The sequence below is a fragment of the Stenotrophomonas genospecies 5 genome, assembly GCF_054473825.1.
The window spans coordinates 768,950-787,624 of record NZ_JBTMUW010000001.1; the positions used below are offsets into that span (position 1 = coordinate 768,950).

Annotated in this window: 11 protein-coding genes; 9 read left to right on the forward strand and 2 right to left on the reverse strand. The window is 66.7% G+C overall.

Going from position 1 to position 18,675, the window contains the following annotated elements:
* Nucleotides 1–87 precede the first annotated feature (87 nt).
* The 7 genes from ACX9OW_RS03725 to cueR all read left to right on the forward strand — a co-directional run bounded on the left by ACX9OW_RS03725 (nucleotide 88) and on the right by cueR (nucleotide 10,993).
* Entirely contained in the window at nucleotides 88–1,677 is a 1,590-nt protein-coding gene (locus ACX9OW_RS03725; RefSeq protein ID WP_459061954.1) for a calcineurin-like phosphoesterase C-terminal domain-containing protein, read from the forward strand.
* 156 nt (nucleotides 1,678–1,833) lie between these two features.
* Nucleotides 1,834–2,856 (forward strand): glucokinase, encoded by a 1,023-nt coding sequence (locus ACX9OW_RS03730; RefSeq protein ID WP_459061955.1) that lies wholly within the window; start codon nucleotides 1,834–1,836, stop codon nucleotides 2,854–2,856.
* Nucleotides 2,857–2,906: 50 nt separating this feature from the next.
* Nucleotides 2,907–3,905 (forward strand): N(4)-(beta-N-acetylglucosaminyl)-L-asparaginase, encoded by a 999-nt coding sequence (locus ACX9OW_RS03735; RefSeq protein WP_053516718.1) that lies wholly within the window; start codon nucleotides 2,907–2,909, stop codon nucleotides 3,903–3,905.
* Entirely contained in the window at nucleotides 3,902–4,642 is a 741-nt protein-coding gene (locus ACX9OW_RS03740) for a copper homeostasis protein CutC (protein WP_197600509.1), read from the forward strand. Before ACX9OW_RS03735 ends, ACX9OW_RS03740 begins: the two co-directional genes overlap by 4 nt.
* A gap of 295 nt (nucleotides 4,643–4,937) precedes the next feature.
* Entirely contained in the window at nucleotides 4,938–7,895 is a 2,958-nt protein-coding gene (locus ACX9OW_RS03745) for a TonB-dependent receptor plug domain-containing protein (RefSeq protein ID WP_459061956.1), read from the forward strand.
* Nucleotides 7,896–8,046: 151 nt separating this feature from the next.
* Nucleotides 8,047–10,539 (forward strand): heavy metal translocating P-type ATPase, encoded by a 2,493-nt coding sequence (locus ACX9OW_RS03750; RefSeq protein WP_459061957.1) that lies wholly within the window; start codon nucleotides 8,047–8,049, stop codon nucleotides 10,537–10,539.
* Nucleotides 10,540–10,552: 13 nt separating this feature from the next.
* Complete coding sequence (gene cueR / locus ACX9OW_RS03755; protein ID WP_053516714.1) at nucleotides 10,553–10,993, forward strand: Cu(I)-responsive transcriptional regulator; 441 nt, start codon at nucleotides 10,553–10,555, stop codon at nucleotides 10,991–10,993.
* Between the two features lie 88 nt (nucleotides 10,994–11,081).
* On the opposite strand, the gene ACX9OW_RS03760 is transcribed toward cueR, so the two are convergent.
* Nucleotides 11,082–11,276 carry a heavy-metal-associated domain-containing protein gene (locus tag ACX9OW_RS03760; RefSeq protein ID WP_253118757.1) on the reverse strand — a complete coding sequence of 65 codons (195 nt, stop codon included), beginning with the start codon at nucleotides 11,274–11,276 and terminating at the stop codon, nucleotides 11,082–11,084.
* Nucleotides 11,277–11,433: 157 nt separating this feature from the next.
* On the reverse strand, nucleotides 11,434–14,508 hold the full coding sequence (locus ACX9OW_RS03765) for a TonB-dependent receptor (protein ID WP_459061958.1): 3,075 nt from the start codon (nucleotides 14,506–14,508) through the stop codon (nucleotides 11,434–11,436).
* A 530-nt stretch (nucleotides 14,509–15,038) separates the two neighbouring features.
* Here ACX9OW_RS03765 and ACX9OW_RS03770 point away from each other — a divergent pair.
* Nucleotides 15,039–17,504 (forward strand): GH92 family glycosyl hydrolase, encoded by a 2,466-nt coding sequence (locus ACX9OW_RS03770; protein WP_459061959.1) that lies wholly within the window; start codon nucleotides 15,039–15,041, stop codon nucleotides 17,502–17,504.
* A 96-nt stretch (nucleotides 17,505–17,600) separates the two neighbouring features.
* Nucleotides 17,601–18,653, forward strand: a complete 1,053-nt coding sequence (locus ACX9OW_RS03775) for a LacI family DNA-binding transcriptional regulator (protein WP_180875969.1) — start codon at nucleotides 17,601–17,603, stop codon at nucleotides 18,651–18,653.
* Nucleotides 18,654–18,675: the final 22 nt, after the last annotated feature.

Here is an 18,675-nt window from a genome sequence, read left to right on the forward strand (position 1 = left end):
CGCCGGCGCCGGCCCGGCTGCATCCGCGCGGCAGACAGCCATGGCTCCGCTCTACAATAGGCAGTCCTCTTCTTTGCCGGATTGCCCATGAAATCGCCCGCTGCGTGGCTGTGCTGCCTGTTGCTGACCTCGCCGGCCTGGGCTGCGGATGCGGTTGTCAGCGGCAAGGTCTACCTGGAACGCGACGGCAGGCCCGGCCGTGGTGCGACCGACCCGGGCCTGGCCGGGGTGCAGGTGTCCAACGGCGAGCGCATCGTGAAGACCGCAGCCGATGGCAGCTACAGCCTGCCCGTGCGCGAGGGCCAGACGGTGTTCGTGATCAAGCCGGATGCGTACGCGTTCCCGAAGGTGAGCGACGGGCTGCCGTCGTTCTGGCGTCATTTCCAGCCCAACGGCTCGCCTGCACTGAAGTACGGTGGCATCGCCGCAACCGGCGATGCCACCCGCAACTGGGACTTCGCGCTGCAGACGGATCGTCATGACAACCGGCGTGGTTTCCAGATGCTGGTGTTCACTGATTCACAGACCGCAAGCCTCAAGGACATCGGCTACTACCAGCAGTCCATCGTGGCGCCGCTGGTCGGCCAGACCCGGGCGCGGCTTGGCACGACGCTCGGCGATATCGTCAATGATGACCTGACGCTGTATCCGGCCATCAACAAGGTCACCACGCAGCTGGGCGTGCCGTGGTTCCATGTGCCGGGCAACCACGATCTCGATTTCGATGCCGCCGTCGACGAGCATTCGCTGGACAGCTGGCGCAACGTCTACGGCCCGGACACGTACGCCGTGGAGGAGGGCGGTGCCAGCTTCGTGTTCCTCGACGATGTGGTGTACGACCCGAAGGCGAGGCCGAGCTATGTCGGTGGCCTGCGCGAGGATCAGTTCGCGTTCCTTGCCGCCTACCTCAAGGGTCTGCATCGCGACCGCCTGCTGGTGCTGGGCATGCACATTCCGCTGTTCGATGCGGCGCCGGGTCGCGAGAGCTTCCGGCACGCCGACCGGCAGCGCCTGTTCGACCTGCTGAAGGACTTCCGCAACGTGCTGGTCCTGAGCGGCCACAGCCACACCCAGCAGCATGTCTACCATGGCAAGGCCGAGGGCTGGCACGGCGAAAAGCCCCTGCACGAGTACAACGTCGGTGCCAACTGCGGTGCGTTCTGGTCCGGTGTGAAGGATGCTGCCGGCGTGCCGGACAGCACCATGAGCGACGGCACGCCAAAGGGCTACGCGTTGCTGGATGTGGCTGGCAACGGCAGCTATCGCCTGCAGTATCGCGTGGCCGGCGCGCCAGCCAGCGAACAGATCGGCCTGCATGCGCCGAAGGTGCTGCGCCAGGGCGCGTATCCGGCGTGGGGCGTGTACGCCAACGTGTACATGGGTGAGGACGCGAGCGTGGTCGAGTACCGCGTGGACGGTGGGGCATGGCAGCCGATGAAGCAGGTCCGCCAGCCCGACCCGCGGCTGCTGGTGGAGAATGCGGCGGACGACCTGTCCAGCGTGCTGCGCGGTTACGATCGCTCGCCGGAGGCCACCGCTTCGCCGCATCTGTGGCGCGGCGCGCTGCCCACCCACCTGGCCGTGGGCGACCACAGGATCGACGTGCGTTCGACCCAGCCGGATGGTGCGGTATTCACCGCCACCACCCGTTATAGTCTGCAGACCGCAGAGCCCTGATCCGCAGGTGCCGCTGCGCGCTGCGTCCCGGCTGCCGCCACCCGGACGCTGCGGACAAGGCCATGGCAGGTTCGGCTGCCGGCGCTGCGCCGCGCTAGGCAAAGCGACCCTGATGCCTGAGAATCGGTGCGATTCAATCGATTCAAGCAGGCCAGAGTGACCATCGCAGCAGTGCCCCCGGTTTCCACCGACTCCTCCCGCGGCGGTCTTCCGCGAAGCCTGGTCGTCGCCGATGTCGGCGGTACCTTTGCCCGCCTGGCGCTGGCTGAAACGCTGCCGGGACAGGCACCACGGCTGGGCAGTCATCGCACCTACGCGTGTGCCGATCATTCCAGCCTGGCGGCGATTCTGGCCGACTTCACCCGGAGCCTCGCACTGCCGGTGCGGTCGGCGGTGGTCGCCATCGCCGGCCTGCTCGATGGCGATGTGCTGATCAATGCCAATCTGCCGTGGACGGTGTCGTTGTCCGCCACCCGCGCACAGTCCGGTCTGGACGATCTGCAGCTCATCAATGATTTCGAGGCGGTGGCACTGGCCATTCCCTACCTGCAGGCCGACACCCTGGTTCCATTGAACGGCGATGCCGACCCGGCGATGGCGTTCCCGGCGCTGGTGCTGGGGGCCGGTACCGGCCTGGGCGCGGCGCTGCGCTTCGCCGATGGCGGGCGTCCGGTGCTGCCCAGCGAGATCGGCCACGCTGCCCTGGGGGCCGGCAACGCGCTGGAGCTGGAGGTGCTGGGCAGGCTGCTGCAGCGGTGGCCACATGTGGACAACGAGCGTGTGCTGTCCGGCAGCGGTCTGATGAATCTGTATCCGTGCCTGTGCGAGCTGCATGGCGTCACTCCGGTGTGGTCCAGCACCGAAGCGCTGATCGGCGCCGCACGCAGCGGCGAAGACGCACTTGCAGTGGAGACGCTGCAGGTGTTCTGCGCCTGGCTGGGCAGCCTGGCCGGCGATGCCGCCATCGCCGTGGGGGCCCGCTCGGTGTACCTGGCGGGCGGCATTTCCACCCACGTGCAGGATTTCCTCGCCGATGGCCGCTTCCGCGAGCGCTTCCTCAACAAGGGCGTGCTGGCCGACGTGCTGCGGCAGGTGCCGGTATGGCGGGTGGAACACGGCCAACTGGGCGTGCTGGGCGCCGCCGTCTGGCATGCGGCGCGGTACCCCGTACACGATTGATCGGTGCTGCCGGCATCGGGCCGGCGACACGTTGCAGACTGGGAGGCAACATGGTGGATCGCAGGCAGTTCCTGCAGGCCGGAGCGCTGGCGGCAGGCATGGCCGCCCTGCCGGGCGTACAGGCACGTGTGCAGGGCGGAGCGAAGGTGGTCTCGACCTGGGACTTCGGTGTGCCGGCCAACCAGGCGGCATGGAAGGTCCTGGCGCAGGGCGGCAGTGCCCTGGACGCAGTGGAGGCCGGCGCACGCTGGGCCGAGAGCGAGCTGTGCAATCCCACCGTGGGCCATTGCGGCAATCCGGATCGGGACGGCGTGCTGAGCCTGGACGCGAGCATCATGGACGGCGATGGCCGCTGCGGTGCGGTGGCCGCGCTGGTCGACATCCCGCACCCGGTGTCGGTGGCCCGCAAAGTGATGGAAAACAGCCCGCACGTGTTGCTGGTGGGTGAAGGGGCGCAGCAGTTCGCCGTGCAGCAGGGCTTCGAGCGCAGGCGTCTGCTGACGCCGCAGGCCGAAGCGGCCTGGCGCGAGTGGTTGAAGACCGAGAAGTACCAGCCCCAGATCAACGCCGAGCGACGTGGCCTTCCCGGCAACAGCGACAACCACGACACCATCGGCATGCTGGCGCTGGATGCCCGGGGCCATCTCGCCGGTGCCTGCACCACCAGCGGCATGGCCTGGAAACTGCACGGCCGGGTCGGCGACAGTCCGATCATCGGCGCCGGCCTGTACGTCGACAACGAGGTCGGTGCCGCCACCGCATCGGGCGTGGGCGAAGAGATGATCCGCAATGCGGCCTCGTTCCTGGTGGTCGAGCTGATGCGCCAGGGTCGAACGCCCGCCCAGGCCTGCCGTGAGGCGATCGACCGCGTGGTACGCAAGCGTCCCGAGGCAAGCAGGACCCTGCAGGTGTGCTTCCTGGCCATGAACAAGCAGGGCGAGGTGGGCGCCTATGCGCTGCATCGCGGTTTCGTCTATGCCGTCTGCGATGCGCAGCGCCAGGACGACCTGCGCGATTCACCGTCGATCTACACGAGCACACAGGCGTGAGCACGCGGCTCACCCTGGAGATCGCCAGCAACTCGCTGGCTTCGGCGTTGGCCGCGCAGGCCGGTGGTGCCGACCGCATCGAACTGTTCGACAACCTTGCCGAGGGCGGCACCACACCGTCGTTCGCCAGCATCGCCATGGCCCGCGAACGCCTGTCGATTCCGCTGTTCGTGCTGGTGCGGCCGCGGCCGGGCGATTTTCACTACGACGCCCTGGAGGCCGAGCTGATGCTGCGCGATATCGCACAGTGCCGTGCGCTGGGCTGCGATGGCGTGGTGATCGGTGCGTTGGACCGGCAGGGCGATATCGATCTGCCCCTGTGCCGCGCGCTCATCCAGGCGGCGGGTCCGCTGCAGGTGACGTTCCACCGTGCCTTCGACGCCGCGCGTGACCTTCCGGCGGCGTTGGAGCAGGTGATCGCTCTGGGGTGCAGCCGTGTATTGACGTCCGGGGGACAGGCCAGCGCGGCTGCCGGTGTCGACGTGCTGGAAGGCCTGGTCGCCCGGGCGGCGGGGCGCATCAGCGTGATGGCGGGTGCTGGCCTGGACCCGGCCAACATCGCTGCGGTGGCGCGGCACAGCGGCTGTGTTGAGCTGCACGCGTCGGCCAAGAGCCGCCGGCACTCGGCCATGCAGTTCCACAACCCGGCACTGCGCGGGCTGGACCCGCACTGGGATCAGACCGATGCCGCAATCGTGGCGGGGCTGCGGCGGGCGCTGGACGGCGATCTGTCCTAATACCGGGCGAAGTCGGTTCCGCGCGGGTCTGCCGCTCGCGTGTCCTCAGTTCATCTCCGGCCTGCGGCGGCCAACCTGCGCAAGCCACTGATTCATCTACTTTTCAAGCGGGGACGGCAGCGGATCCGCAGCGGCGTGTTGCGCCGCGGAATGCTCTCTCCGGTTCAGCTGTGCTTTAGTTTGGATCGATCCACAGGGGGGCGCCGGAACCGGCTTGAACCGACCCGGCACCTGGATCTTCCGTAGTGCCGCGCCACCACCCATCCGTGCGACCACACCCTCCGAGAGCGTCCACATGGCTCAGTTCGTCCGCAATCGTCGTCACCTGCTGTCCCAGGCCCTGGTCCTGGCCCTGCTTCCGCTGGCTGCCAATGCACAGGAAGTCTCAGGTTCGTCCACCAAGGATCTCGACGCGGTCACCGTCACTGGCTCGCGCATCAAGCGCGCCAGCGTCGAAGGCCCAGCTCCCGTCAACGTGATCACCGCGCAGCAGATCCAGAAGGAAGGCTTTGTCAGCGTGTACGATGCGCTGAAGACATTGACCGAAGCCACCGGCACCGTGGAGGCGGCGTCGCAGTGGGGCTCGCACACGCCCAACGCCAGCGGCCTGAATCTGCGCGGGATGGGCCCCAACCGCTCACTGCTGCTGGTCAATGGCCGTCGCGTGGCCGACTACCCGTTGCCCTATGGCGGGGAGACCAATTTCTCCAACTACGGCAACATTCCTGCCGCTGCGGTGGAGCGCATCGAGGTCCTGACCGGCGGCGCCTCTGCGATCTACGGCTCGGATGCCATTGCAGGCGTGGTCAACGTCATCCTGAAGACCCACTACGACGGCGACGAAGTGCGCGTGCGCGGCGGCACCTCCACTGAAGGTGGTCGCGATACCTGGGATCTGTCGTGGGCGGGTGGCAGGACCGGAGACAACTGGAGCGTGACCTACGCGCTGCAGTACACCAAGCGCGATCCGCTGTTCGGCCGTGACCGGCCGCAGATGGATGATGCCGATGATGCGCCGCGCCCCTCCTGGAACATGGAACAGCGCAAGGTCGGTTTCCGTCCTACCGCCGGCCTGGCCCTGATCGACCCGGGTACCGGCCAGCGACTGGCGCCGCCGACCGGCACCTGCGAGAAGTTCGATGGCGAGTACTACACCGCCGATCGACTGGTCTACAACTACAACACCGATACGATCACCAATACCGGGCAGTTGTGTGGCATGACGGCCGACTATGCCAACTGGCTGCTGACCGGTGGTGCCGAGAATGTGTCCGGCAATCTGTATGCCACGTTCGATTTCGACAGCGACCTGCAGGGCTGGACCAACCTGGCGGTGTACCGGTCGGAGGCGATCTGGGGGACCAATCCGCCCAGCGTGACGCTCATCGATGATGACAACGGCTACTACTGGGATGCCAACCGCAACCGCGCGATCCTGGGCGTGCGCCAGTTCACGCCCAACGAAGTGGGCGGCCTGGACACCCTTCGCAACACCAACCGGGAGCTGTCCTGGGACTGGAGTGCAGGCCTGCGCGGGCGCCTGGCGGACCGCTTCGACTGGAGTGCCACCATCGGCCGTTCCTACTACCGCGTGGAAGAGCGGCAGAATGTAGTGGACGAGCAGAAGTCCTATGACTTCTTCCTCGGCCCGCGCCTGGGTACGACGGCGGATGGTGAAGCGATCTACGCACTGGACGAAGCACGCTGGTGGAACCCGCTCACGCCGGACCAGTACTGGCAGATGGGTACGGTGGCGAAGAACCGTGCGTCTTCCTGGGTCAACCAGGCGTCGGCGGACATCACCGGTGAGTTGTTCCAGGGCTGGGCGGGGCCTGTTTCGTTCGCGGCGGTGGCCGAGGTGGCGCAACAGGGATATCACCTCGCTCCCGACCCTCGCGCCGGCATCGATTTCGACCTGCAGAACGTTGATCGCGGTGGCGGCGAGCGCACGCGCTACTCGGCGGGCGTGGAGTTCAAGATTCCACTGCTGGACAGCGTGATCGCCACCGCGGCGGCACGCTATGACCGTTACGGCAGTTACAAGGCCGACGCCAATGCAGAGGCGCTGGACATCGGCAGCCAGAAGGAGACCACCTGGAATGTCGGTCTGGAATGGCGGCCGGTGGAGTCGCTGCTGGTACGCGGTTCCTACGCCACCAGCTTCCACGCGCCTGACATGCACTACCTGCTGGGGCAGCCCAGCAGTTCCGAGGTGCAGACCTATGACCGCCTGCGTTGCATCGAAAGCGGTGCCTATCTGGTCAACAACTGTGGAGTGGGCAATACCGATGTCTGGTACACGTTCGACGTGAATCGTCGCGGTACTCCGCTGCTGCGCTCGGAAACGGGGGATTCATGGACGGTCGGATTCGTCTGGGATGTGATGTCCAATCTTTCGATCAGTGCCGACTACTGGGCGATCAAGCTGCAGGACATGATCGTCGATGTCGGCGCCGACGAGGTGCTGGCCAGCGAAGCGGGCTGCCGCACGGGACTGAACATCGACGGCACGCCGTGGGCCAATCCGGCCGGTGCCGACTACTGCGCCGGCATCCTCGCGCGCGTGAACCGCGACAGCAATGGCCGCCTGGTGTCGATCGAGCGGGGGCCGTTCAACCTGGCCAGCCGGGAGGTCCGCGGTATCGACCTGACCGCGCGTTACCGGTGGGACAGCGCAGCATGGGGAAGCTTCCAGTTCGGCGTGAACTACACCAACCAGCTGTCGACCAAGGAGCAGCGCTATGCCGCGGATCCGAATCCGCAGCGCCGTGACCGCGACCTGCGCAGCAAGCTGCGAGCGAGCCTGGCCTGGCAGCGTGGTCACTGGAACGCGAATGTGTACGCCGACCGCATCGGCTCGGTGCCGGGCGTGCGTTACCACTGGGGCACCGACCGCCTGGACAATCCCGGCGGCTGCCTGCCGTTCGCCGATGGCTACGTACCCAGCGACAGTCCTTCGCTGGACTGCCTGGAACCTGCCACGCGTCCCGATGGTTCGCCGAATCCGAATCCGAACGCCGGCCAGCGCACGGCGCGCTACTACGGCCGGGTTGGACCGTTCATCACCTGGAACGTCAATGTGGGCTATCAGGTGACTGAACGCGCCAAGGTCAATGTGTACGTCAACAACGTCTTCAACTCGGCCAGCTGGAACCACAAGGATCCCTACAAGCTGGACTACGATTTCGCGCCGACCCGGTTGCTCGGTGCGGTCGGCCGCGAGTTCGCGCTGGAATACGTGTTCACGTTCTGAGCCCGCGCCATGGATCCACCCTCGACCGGTGGATCCATGCCCCGCGGATGAACTGACCGCTGGGCCGCCGGACAGGACAGGCTGGATTTGACCTTCCCACGATGGCAAGGTTTAGCCTGTTCCTGTCCAGAAGGAACCCGGGAATCCAGTCATGAGCCTGTCGCACGCCAACACCGCCGCTTCCGTGCCTGATCCGATCAGCCTGCCCATCGAAGGCATGACCTGCGCGAGCTGCGTAGGCCGGGTCGAGGCCGCGCTGGCCAAGGTGGAGGGGGTCGGCAGCGTCTCGGTGAACCTGGCCACGGAACGTGCCGATATCCGTCCGTCGGGGCCGGTGGACCGCGCCGCCTTGATCCAGGCGGTGCACAAGGTCGGCTATGAGGTTGCGGCCACGACCGTGGAGCTGGCCGTGGAGGGCATGACCTGCGCGTCCTGCGTGGGCCGGGTCGAACGCGCGCTGCTGGCCGTGCCGGGCGTGAGCGCGGCGAGCGTCAACCTGGCCACCGAGCGTGCCACCGTTCGCGGCGCAGCAGACGTGGAGGCGCTGCTGGCGGCGATCGACAGGGCGGGCTACGGCGCTCGTCTTCTCGATGGCAGCGCGCAGGCCGATGACGGCGGGGAGAAGAAGGACGCCGAGCGTGCTGAACTCAAACACGCGCTGATACTGGCCAGCGTGCTGGCCCTGCCGGTGTTCGTACTGGAGATGGGATCGCATCTGATCCCGGGCATGCACCACTGGGTGATGTCGACCATCGGGTTGCAGGCCAGCTGGTATGTGCAGTTCGTGCTGACCACGCTGGTTCTGGTGATTCCCGGCCGGCGCTTCTACCAGAAGGGCATTCCGGCACTGCTGCGTTTGGCACCGGACATGAACTCGCTGGTCGCGGTGGGCACCGCGGCGGCGTTCGGCTACTCGGTGATCGCGACCTTCGCACCGCGGCTGCTGCCGCCCGGCACGGTGAACGTCTATTACGAAGCTGCGGCGGTGATCGTCGCGCTGATCCTGCTGGGCCGCTTTCTCGAGGCGCGTGCCAAGGGCCGTACGTCGGAAGCCATCAAGCGGCTGGTCAAGCTCCAGGCCAAGGTCGCCCACGTAGTACGCGACGGTCGGGTGGTCGACGTCCCGGTGGGCGAGGTGGTCAGTGACGACCTCGTGGAAATACGTCCTGGCGAACGCGTCCCGGTGGATGGCGAGGTGGTCGAGGGGCGCAGCTTCGTCGATGAGTCGATGATCAGCGGTGAGCCGGTTCCGGTTGAAAAGGCATCGGGCGCGGCCGTGGTCGGTGGTACGGTCAACCAGCAGGGAGCACTGACCGTGCGTGCCACGGCGGTAGGTGCGCAGACCGTGCTTGCGCAGATCATCCGCCTGGTTGAACAGGCACAGGGGTCGAAACTGCCGATCCAGGCCGTGGTCGACAGGGTCACGCTGTGGTTCGTGCCTGCGGTGATGCTGGCCGCGTTGGCCACCTTCGTGGCGTGGCTGCTGCTCGGGCCGTCCCCGGCGCTTACCTTCGCCCTGGTCAATGCCGTGGCCGTGCTGATCATTGCGTGCCCCTGTGCGATGGGGCTGGCAACGCCGACCTCGATCATGGTCGGCACCGGGCGGGGCGCGGAGATGGGCGTGCTGTTCCGCAAGGGCGAGGCACTGCAGTTGCTGAAGGATGCGCGGGTGGTGGCGGTGGACAAGACCGGAACCCTGACCGAGGGCCGCCCGCGATTGACCGATCTGGAACTGAGCAACGGTTTTGCGCGAGCGGCGGTGCTGGGCGCGGTCGCGGCTGTTGAATCGCGCTCGGAGCATCCGATCGCACGCGCGATCGTGAAGGCCGCCGAGGAGGAGGGCATCTCCGTGCCGGCCCTGCAGGCGTTCGAATCGGTCACCGGCATGGGGGTGCGTGCGATCGTGCAGGGAAGCCGCATTGAAGTCGGGGCCGACCGGTTCATGCGAACGCAGGGCGTTGATATCGATGGCGTTGCCGCGCTGGTGCAGCGTCTGGGAGGTGAAGGAAAGTCGCCGCTGTACGCCGCCTTCGATGGCCGGCTGGCAGCGGTGATCGCAGTGTCCGACCCGATCAGGACGAGCACGCCGGCCGCCATCACCGCACTGCATGAGCTGGGACTGAAGGTGGCGATGATCACCGGCGACAATGCGCGCACCGCACAGGCGATCGCACGCCAGCTGGGCATCGACGAGGTCGTGGCCGAAGTGCTGCCCGAAGGCAAGGTGGAGGCGGTGCGACGCCTCAAGGCTGCGCATGGTCACGTCGCCTTCGTCGGCGACGGCATCAACGATGCGCCGGCGCTGGCGGAGGCGGATGTGGGCCTGGCCATCGGCACCGGTACCGATGTGGCGGTGGAATCGGCCGATGTAGTGCTGATGTCCGGCAGTCTGCTGGGCGTGCCCAATGCCATCGCGCTGTCCAGGGCCACCCTTGGCAACATCCGGCAGAATCTGTTCTGGGCCTTCGCCTACAACACCGCTCTGATTCCGGTGGCCGCCGGCGTGCTGTATCCGGCTTTCGGCATCCTGCTGTCGCCGGTATTCGCCGCCGGTGCGATGGCACTGTCCAGCGTGTTCGTGCTGGGCAATGCACTGCGCCTGCGTCGCTTCCGGGCGCCGATGGCCGACGCCGCCAGCCACTGAAAAGGAGACTGTCTTGAACATCGGTGAGGCCGCGAAGGCATCGAGCGTTTCGGCGAAGATGATCCGCTACTACGAGCAGATCGGGCTGATTCCTGCTGCCGACCGTACGGCATCCGGCTACCGGGCCTATTCGCACGCCGACGTGCATCGACTGCGGTTCATCCGCCGCGCGCGGGACCTGGGATTCTCGGTCGCCGAGATCACGGATCTGCTGGGTCTGTGGAACGATACCTCGCGCCACAGCGCCGACGTCAAGCGCCTGGCCGAGCAGCACATCGATGATCTCGAGCAGCGCATCGACCACATGCGGCAGATGGCCGATACGCTGAAGTCGCTGATCAGCTGCTGTGCGGGCGACGAGCGGCCGGAGTGCCCGATCCTGCAGCGGCTGGAGGAGGGCGAGGAAGGCGCGGAGCCAGTCGCGGCGCGGCGGCGGCAGGCGCGCCGGAGCTGAGCCGCGGGGCGCAGGGGCCTTCGCACCTGCGCGGCGGGAGTGCTGTGGCTCCTTCAGAAGGACGTGAGCATCGCCCGGAGCCGGGCGATCAGGCGGTGCGCGGCGGGAAGCCTGCGTCCTTCACAGCGGCGAAGATCTCCGCTTCGCTGGCCGTGGTCTGCACCTGCACGCGGCCTGTCGGCGGATCGGCGACCACGGTGGCCTGCGGATCAACGCTCTGGATCGCGCGGGTCACGCTGCGCGCGCATCCGCCGCAGGTCATGCCGTCAACATGGAAGTCCATCTGTAGCTCCTTCGGTTCCGGGGAATGCAGCCAGTGTGCACCTTCCAACGATGGCAGGGTCAAGTGAAGCCTCCGCGGTGCCCATGAAAAACGGCAGCCACCTGTACCAGCGTGACTGCCGTGGAGGAATGTCCCCGCGCCAGGCGGGGCGACTGCCTTAGAACTTCCAGGTCGCGCCGAAGTACAGCTGGCGGCCCGCGTAGGTATTGGAGATCAGGCGGGCCTTGGTGTCATTGCCCAGATGCACGCGCTGCTCGGACCTGGTGGCGTTGATCACCGACGCGGTCAGGGTCCACTCCGGGGTGAGGTTGTAGGCCACGTTGAGATCAAGCTGGTCGTACGGCTCGGTGTAGACCGTCATGCCGTTGTTCAGTCCGCCGACCACCTGGCCGCGACGGTTGTACGAGGCGCGGGCAAGGAACTTGTCGTTCTCGTAGAACACCGTCACGTTGGCCTGGTTCTTGGCGCTGCCGACCAGCGGCGACGAGCCGATGTTCTGCCCATCCAGCACGATCGAGGCCAGGTTGGTGTCGTTGTAGGTGTAGTTCGCCTGCACGCCGACGCCGAAATCGAAGGTGTACTGGCCGTACAGCTCCACGCCCTGCGACACGCCGTCCTGGCCGTTGGCACGGGTCTCGTAGTCCTGCACGGTCACGGTTTCGCCACCGACCTGCATCTGCATGTCGCGCACGACAGGCACGGTGAAGTTGTCCACGTTCTTGCGGAACAGGCCCACGCCGGCCACCGCGCCAGGCTGGAAGTACCACTCCAGGCCGAGGTCGAACTGGGTGGCCTCGAAGGGTTCAAGCTGCTTGTTGCTGCCGTCGCCGGTCCAGCCCGGGGTCGGTGCACCGCCGGCCACGCGGCGGTCATTGACGTACTCCTCGCTGTAGTAGCGCAGGCTGCCCGGAGCGCCGATCTCGGTGTAGCCGGGGCGTGCGATGACCTTGGAGGCGGCGCCGCGCAGCAGCAGGGTATCGGTGATGTCCCAGGCGATGTTGAAGCTCGGCAGGACGTCGGTGTAGGTGCGGTCCACGCCCAGCAGCTCGAAACTCTTGCTCTGTGCCAGGTTGTAGGGCAGGCGCACGAAACCGCTCTCGCAGCTGTAGTTCGGGTAGGCCGCCGCGGCCGGGTCGGAGCACGCCATCGGTGCGCCTGCGGCGTTGTCGAGGAAGTAGTCGTCGAAACGCTCGATCGAATCGGTGGACTGCGCCAGCTGCTTGGTGCGCACCACGCGCACGCCCACGTTGCCGCGCACCCGCTCGGTGCGGAAGTTGGCCTGGAAGTAGCCCGAGTAGATCTTCTCGTTGACGTTGTAGATGAAGTCGTCCTCGACACGGTTGTGCGAACCGCCGTAGGTCTTGTTCAGGTAATCGATGTAGGCCGGATAGTTGATGCCCGGGAACACGTTGGTATTGAAGCCGCCGGGGATGTTGCTGATCGGGTTGGACAGGAAGAAGCCGGGCTGGGCGATATTGGCCGTAGGGTCGCAGCCGCTCTGGTAGCGGTTGTTGTCGTAGTCCGACGGGTCTCGGCCCTGGCACACCCAGTAGGTATTGCCGGTGTTGCGGTGCACCGTGCCGTCACGATACTTGGCACCGAACTGGATCGAGTCCAGCCAGCCGGATTCGAACAGCTTGGTGACATCGGCCTGGAAATAGTTCTGCTTGATCTCGGTCTGCTTCCAGGACGAGTCGGTCGAACCGGTGTCGATCTCGGCGATGCCGGCCATGAGCTGCTGCTGCAGGTCGGGAGCGAAGGTGCCCGACGGCGTGCCGGTCAGGTCCCAGGAGGTGCTGCTGGACGATTCCCACACGCCATTGGTCTGCCGACGCGGTTTGGCTGACATGCGGAAGTTCATCGAGGGGCCGCCTTCGGACCAGGTGCGGCCGCCGGTGAACGACGCCTTCCACAGCGGGCTGATATCCCAGTCGATGCTGAGGTCGGCGGTTTGCGAGAGCGCCTTTTCGCGGCTGTAGCCGCCGGTGAGCTGCGGGGTCGGAATGGTGCAGTCATCGGGGCCCCAGCCCCCCGGCTCGAGCCCGGCCGCTTCGGCCTCGGCTTCATTGCAGTAATAGGTCTTGCCGGCCAGCTTCTCGAACTGCGCGCCGGTGACGACGGTGCCGCTGGGATCGAAGTCCAGCCCGTTGAGCATGCGGCCGCCGGCCCAGTTGCCGTCACCATTGAAGCGGGCCATGCTCCACTCCGGCACCTTCAGCATGTGCTGGGCGTAGTTGCCCTCCAGCTCGAAGCGGAAGTAGTTGGCCGTCATGGTCACGTTGTCGACCGGCTTGAACTGGAAGGTCAGCTGCCCGCCCTTGCGCTCGCGCGTTTCCTCCTTCACCGCGAAATTGACCGAGGTCGGCATGAAGAAGTCGGTGTAGTTGCGACCGTTCTGGTTGTTGAAGCCGGAGTTGCCCCACCAGTACTCGATGCCGTCCTGCAGCATGGGGTTGCCATGCACGTCGCGCGCATCGGTATCGGTGCCGTACCACTGATAGTTCTCGGTGGTGACTTCCATGGTGCGGCTGGTGCGCTTCTGCTGGGTCACGCCGACCAGCACGCCGAAACGCTCGTCCTTGCTGTGCCACGAGTACAGTGCGGAGGCCTGCGGATCGATGTCGTGATTGGTATCCGACGAGGTGCCTTCGAGGGTGACGAAGCCCGAGTTGGACTCCATGTCCAGAGGGCGCCGGGTGTGCAGGATGACCGTGCCGCCGATGCCGCCTTCATCGATGCGCGCTTCCGGCGATTTGAACAGCTCGGCGCTGGACAGCATGTTGGACGGCAGAAGGGTGTAGTTGAAAGAGCGGGTCGCCTCGTCGTTGGTCTCGGAGGTGGCGACGTAGTTGCCGTTCAACTGGGTCAGCGTCAGGTCTGCAGCGAGGCCGCGCACGCTGACCGTCTTGCCTTCGCCGCCGTCGCGGGTGATGACCACGCCCGGTACGCGCTGCAGCGCGTCGGCCACGTTCTTGTCGGGGAACTTGCCGACGTCTTCGGCCGTGATTACTTCGACCACGGCGTTGGCGTCGCGCTTCTGCTCAAGGCTCTTTTCGATGGCGTAGCGGTAGCCGGTGACCTGGACGCTGTCCAGCGTGGTGGCGTCGGGCGTGCCGGTGGTGGCCTGCTGCGCGGCGGCGCCCGCCGGCAGGACGGCGGCGGCCAATGCCAGCGCGATGGCCAGCGACAGCGCGTCCTGGCCATGCATGCGTATTGAGTGACTCATTCCCATCTCTCCCTCTCTCCTGGATTGATCCGGTGACGTGTGACGTGGTGCGGATGACTTGAATCGATCTAATCTTTGGTGATGCCGGTGCGGTCGCTACGCAGTTGCAACTGCATCCTTTGTCTGTGCCGGCCCGTCCTGTCGCTGCTTCCCCAAACTCCCGGCCACCGCAACGTCGTCTTGGATCGATCTAAGCGATGGGCGGGCGTTTTTTAGCATGGGTTGCCCGTCGGCGCATGCTGCTGCGCAATATGGTATTGCCGTGGCGGGGGCATGACGTTTTTCTGAATCGGCTGGAAACGTTTTCTCGCGCGATTCCCCGGCAGGCCGGCCAAGAGGCCGCGCGGCGGGACGTATGCTGCGGCGCAGAATGCATTGGCGCGAATCGCCATGCTCTACTTGAATCGATCTAAATTCACGGTTGCGCGGGTCTCGCGCCATTCCACGGGGAGCAGGCTGCCTGCAGGCAGCGCTCAGCGGAAGGCGTTGCAGGCTCCAGCCGTCTGCCACCGCACCATCGACCACAGGAACCCGACATGCGCCCAGTGCCGTCCGCTCCCGCTGTCCCCTCGACGCCGCGCCCGTTGACGCGATTGGCCTGGCTGCTCGCTCTGGCGATGTCGCCGGTGCTGCTGCAGGCCGCCCCGGCCGCACTCGAGCGCGAGGTGAACACCTTCATCGGCAGCAAGGACGATGGCAACACGTTCCCGGGCGCCTCGGCACCCTTCGGCCTGATCCAGGTCAGCCCCATCGGCAGCCACTATTCGGGGTGGCGCTACGACGACGAGAAGATCCGTGGCTTCGGCCACTCCTTCCTGTCCGGTGCCGGGTGCTGGGAGCAGGGCGGCCAGGTCTCGGTCCTGCCCGTGACCGGCAGCATCGGTCCCGGTGGCGATTTCGACACCGCCGACGCCAAGAGCTTCAACCACAAGACCTATGCCGCGTCGTACACGCATGACGGCGAAATCGGCCAGGCCGGCTACTACAAGGTGCGCCTGACCAGCTACGGTGGCATCGATGCCGAGGCGACCGCGCGCACCCGTGCCGCCGCCGAGCGCTACACCTTCAGCCAGCGAAGCGGCGATGGCCACGTGCTGGTGAATGTCGGCCAGGCGAATGAACGCCATTCGGTGATCGGCAGCGTGATCGACGTGGTCGGCGACCGCGTGGTCGAGGGCAAGCTGGTCACCAAGAGTTTCTGCGGTGGCCACCAGTACACGACGTGGTTCCGCATCGAGTTCGATCGCCCGTTCAAGGCGCATGGTACCTGGGGCGAGGCCGGTGGCCTGCCGGGGGCGCGCCACAGCATGGAAGGCGAGCAGAAGCCGAACGGTGCCTGGTTGAGCTTCGACCTGGCCAAGGGGCAGTCGGTCACGGCGGTGAGCGCGATTTCGCACGTCGATGCCGAAGGCGCGCGCACCAACCTGCGCACCGAGGGCATGCAGGGCGGAGCGCTGATGGGGTTCGACCGCATGCGCGCGCTGTCGCAGCAGGCGTGGCGCGAGGAGCTGGGCCGGGTGCGCGTGCAGGGCGGCAGTGCTGATGACCGCACGGTGTTCTACAGCGCCGCCTACCACGCGCTGCTGCAGCCGCTGACCGGCAGCGATGCCGACGGCCGCTACCGCGGCTACGACGATGGCATCCATCGCGCGGATGGCTGGACCTACTACGAGTACTTCTCGCTATGGGATACCTACCGTGCGCAGAACCAATGGCTGGCGCTGACCCGCCCCGATGTGGCGCGTGACATCGGCCGCACGCTGCTGGCGATCGACGAGCAGGGGGGCTGGCTGCCACGCTGGGGTTACGCCAACTTTGAGACGAACATCATGACCGGCGATCCGGTGACCCCGTTCATGGTCGACCTGTGGCGTTTCGGTGCGTTCAAGGGCCGTGAATCGCAGGCGTGGGATGCGCTGCGCCGCAATGCGTTCGGCACCCCTCCGTTGAATTCCCGTCATGCGGGCCGGTCGGGCAATCCGACCTATCTGGACAAGGGCTACGTGGTCTACGACCGTGCGTTCCCGTCCAAGGGCATGGACGTCGATCCGCATCACGGCGGCTCGGCCACTCTGGAATATGCACTGGCCGACTGCGCGCTTTCGCAGATGGCCGATGGCCTGGGTCACGCCCGGGATGCGGCGACGCTGCGAGAGCGCGGCCGCAACTGGCGCAAGGTGTGGGACCCGCAGGTCCGCGACGCCGAGACCGGCTTCAGCGGCTTCCCGCGGCCTCGCACCGAGGACGGGCAGTGGTACACCCCGGCCGACGGGCACTACAGCCCACGTTCCCACCACGGCTTCCATGAAGGCACCGCGTGGCAGTACCAGTGGCTGGCGCAGCAGGACATGCCGGGGCTGGTCGAGGCGATGGACGGTCGTGAGCAGGCCGGGCGCCGGCTCGATGCCTTCTTCGCGATGGATGCACTGCAGGCCGACCCGCTCAATGCCGCGCGGCGCGAATGGGTGGTCGGACCCTACAGCTACTACAACCAGTTCCGCTACAACCCGAACAACGAACCCGATCTGCACGCGCCGTGGCTCTACACCCTGATCGGCCAGCCGTGGAAGACCGCCGCGGTGGTGCGGGCCGCGCAGCAGCTGTTCACCAATGCGCCCAATGGCGTGACCGGCAACGACGATCTTGGAACGATGTCGGCGTGGTACCTGTTCAGTGCGATCGGCATGTACCCGGCAGTACCGGGCAGTGGCCAGTTCCTGCTGCATACGCCGCGCTTTGCCCGGGTCGAGGTCGACATGGGCAATGGCCGCACCCTGCGCATCAATGCCCCGGGGGCGGACGGCCGCCGCCTGCAGTACGTGCAGGGCGTGCAGGTCGATGGCCAGGCGCATCCCCCGGTCTGGCTGGACTGGGAGCGCCTGCAGCAGGGCCCGCGCCTGCACTTCGCCCTCGACGCGCAGGCGCCGACCCAGGGGTGGGGCACGGCGGTGAAGGATCTGCCGGTGTCCTGGTGCGCGGCACCTGGCAGCCAGCTGCGTTGATCGGGGCTGTGCCGTTCGCGGCGACCCAGCGAACGGCACGGCACGAGACGGCCGCGATCCATTAGGCTTGAGCCCTCAGCGGAGCCCGGGAATACGATGAACGACAACGGCAGCAGCACTTCCAGCAAACGCGCCGGCAAGGCAGTGACGGTGACCGACATCGCGCGCGCCATCGGCGTATCGCGGGCGACCGTGTCGCTGGTGCTGCGCGGCAGCCCGCTGGTCAACGTCGATACCCGGGCCAAGGTCGAGGCCGAGCTGCGGCGCCAGCGCTATGTCTACAACCGCGCAGCAGCCAACCTGCGGCGGCGCACGTCCTCCAGCATCGCACTGGTGATCAACGACCTGTCCAATCCATTCTTCGCCGAATTCGCCTCCGGCGTCGACGAGGCGCTGGGTGGGCGTGGCTACGTGACCCTGCTGGGCAGCACCGGCGAATCGCCGGAACGCCAGCAGGCGGTGCTGTCCACGCTGATGGAACACACCCCGGCGGGGCTGATCCTGTCGCCGGCCGAAGGCAGCGATGCCACGCAGCTGCGCCAGGCACTGGGAGCCAATGCCAACGTCCTGCTGTTCAACCGTGAGCTGGACGGGGCCGATTGGGACTTCCTGACGCTGGACAACCAGCATGGGGCCTATCTGGCCACCCGCCACCTGATCGAGCGCGGCCATCGCCATATCGCCTTCTTCGGCGGCCACGCGGCGTCCAGTTCCTGCCACCAGCGCCGTGCCGGCTTCCAGCAGGCGCTGGCTGAGGCTGGACTGTCGCTGCCACCCGGCTGGATGATCGAATCGGCGCCGAACCGGCTGGAGGCGGCTGCACGCACCGACGAACTGTTCGCCGATGGCCATCGGCCGAGCGCAGCGGTCTGCTACAACGACACCGTCGCGCTGGGGCTGATGCTGGGCCTGAACTCGCGCGGCATCCGGCCGGGCGGCGATTTCGCTGTCACCGGCTTCGACGATATTTCCGAGGCTTCGGTGGCGGTGCCACCGTTGACGACGCTGACCGCCGACCCGCGCGAGCGTGGCCGGCAGGCGGCGGCACTGCTGCTGCAGCGCCTGGAAGAACCGGATGCGCCGCCACGGCGCACGGTGGCTCCGGTGCAGCTGCGGATCCGCGAAAGCAGTGCCGCCCGGCCGACCTGATTTCACTGCCGTTACTCCTTCC

What these genes read in the sequence shown, in the direction of transcription:
- ACX9OW_RS03725 (WP_459061954.1), top strand. Translation starts at nt 88, where the DNA reads ATGAAATCGCCCGCTGCGTGGCTGTGCTGCCTGTTGCTGACCTCGCCG.
- ACX9OW_RS03735 (WP_053516718.1), top strand. Translation starts at nt 2,907, where the DNA reads ATGGTGGATCGCAGGCAGTTCCTGCAGGCCGGAGCGCTGGCGGCAGGC.
- ACX9OW_RS03745 (WP_459061956.1), top strand. Translation starts at nt 4,938, where the DNA reads ATGGCTCAGTTCGTCCGCAATCGTCGTCACCTGCTGTCCCAGGCCCTG.
- ACX9OW_RS03750 (WP_459061957.1), top strand. Translation starts at nt 8,047, where the DNA reads ATGAGCCTGTCGCACGCCAACACCGCCGCTTCCGTGCCTGATCCGATC.
- ACX9OW_RS03760 (WP_253118757.1), bottom strand. Translation starts at nt 11,276, where the DNA reads ATGGACTTCCATGTTGACGGCATGACCTGCGGCGGATGCGCGCGCAGC.
- ACX9OW_RS03765 (WP_459061958.1), bottom strand. Translation starts at nt 14,508, where the DNA reads ATGGGAATGAGTCACTCAATACGCATGCATGGCCAGGACGCGCTGTCG.
- ACX9OW_RS03770 (WP_459061959.1), top strand. Translation starts at nt 15,039, where the DNA reads ATGCGCCCAGTGCCGTCCGCTCCCGCTGTCCCCTCGACGCCGCGCCCG.
- ACX9OW_RS03775 (WP_180875969.1), top strand. Translation starts at nt 17,601, where the DNA reads ATGAACGACAACGGCAGCAGCACTTCCAGCAAACGCGCCGGCAAGGCA.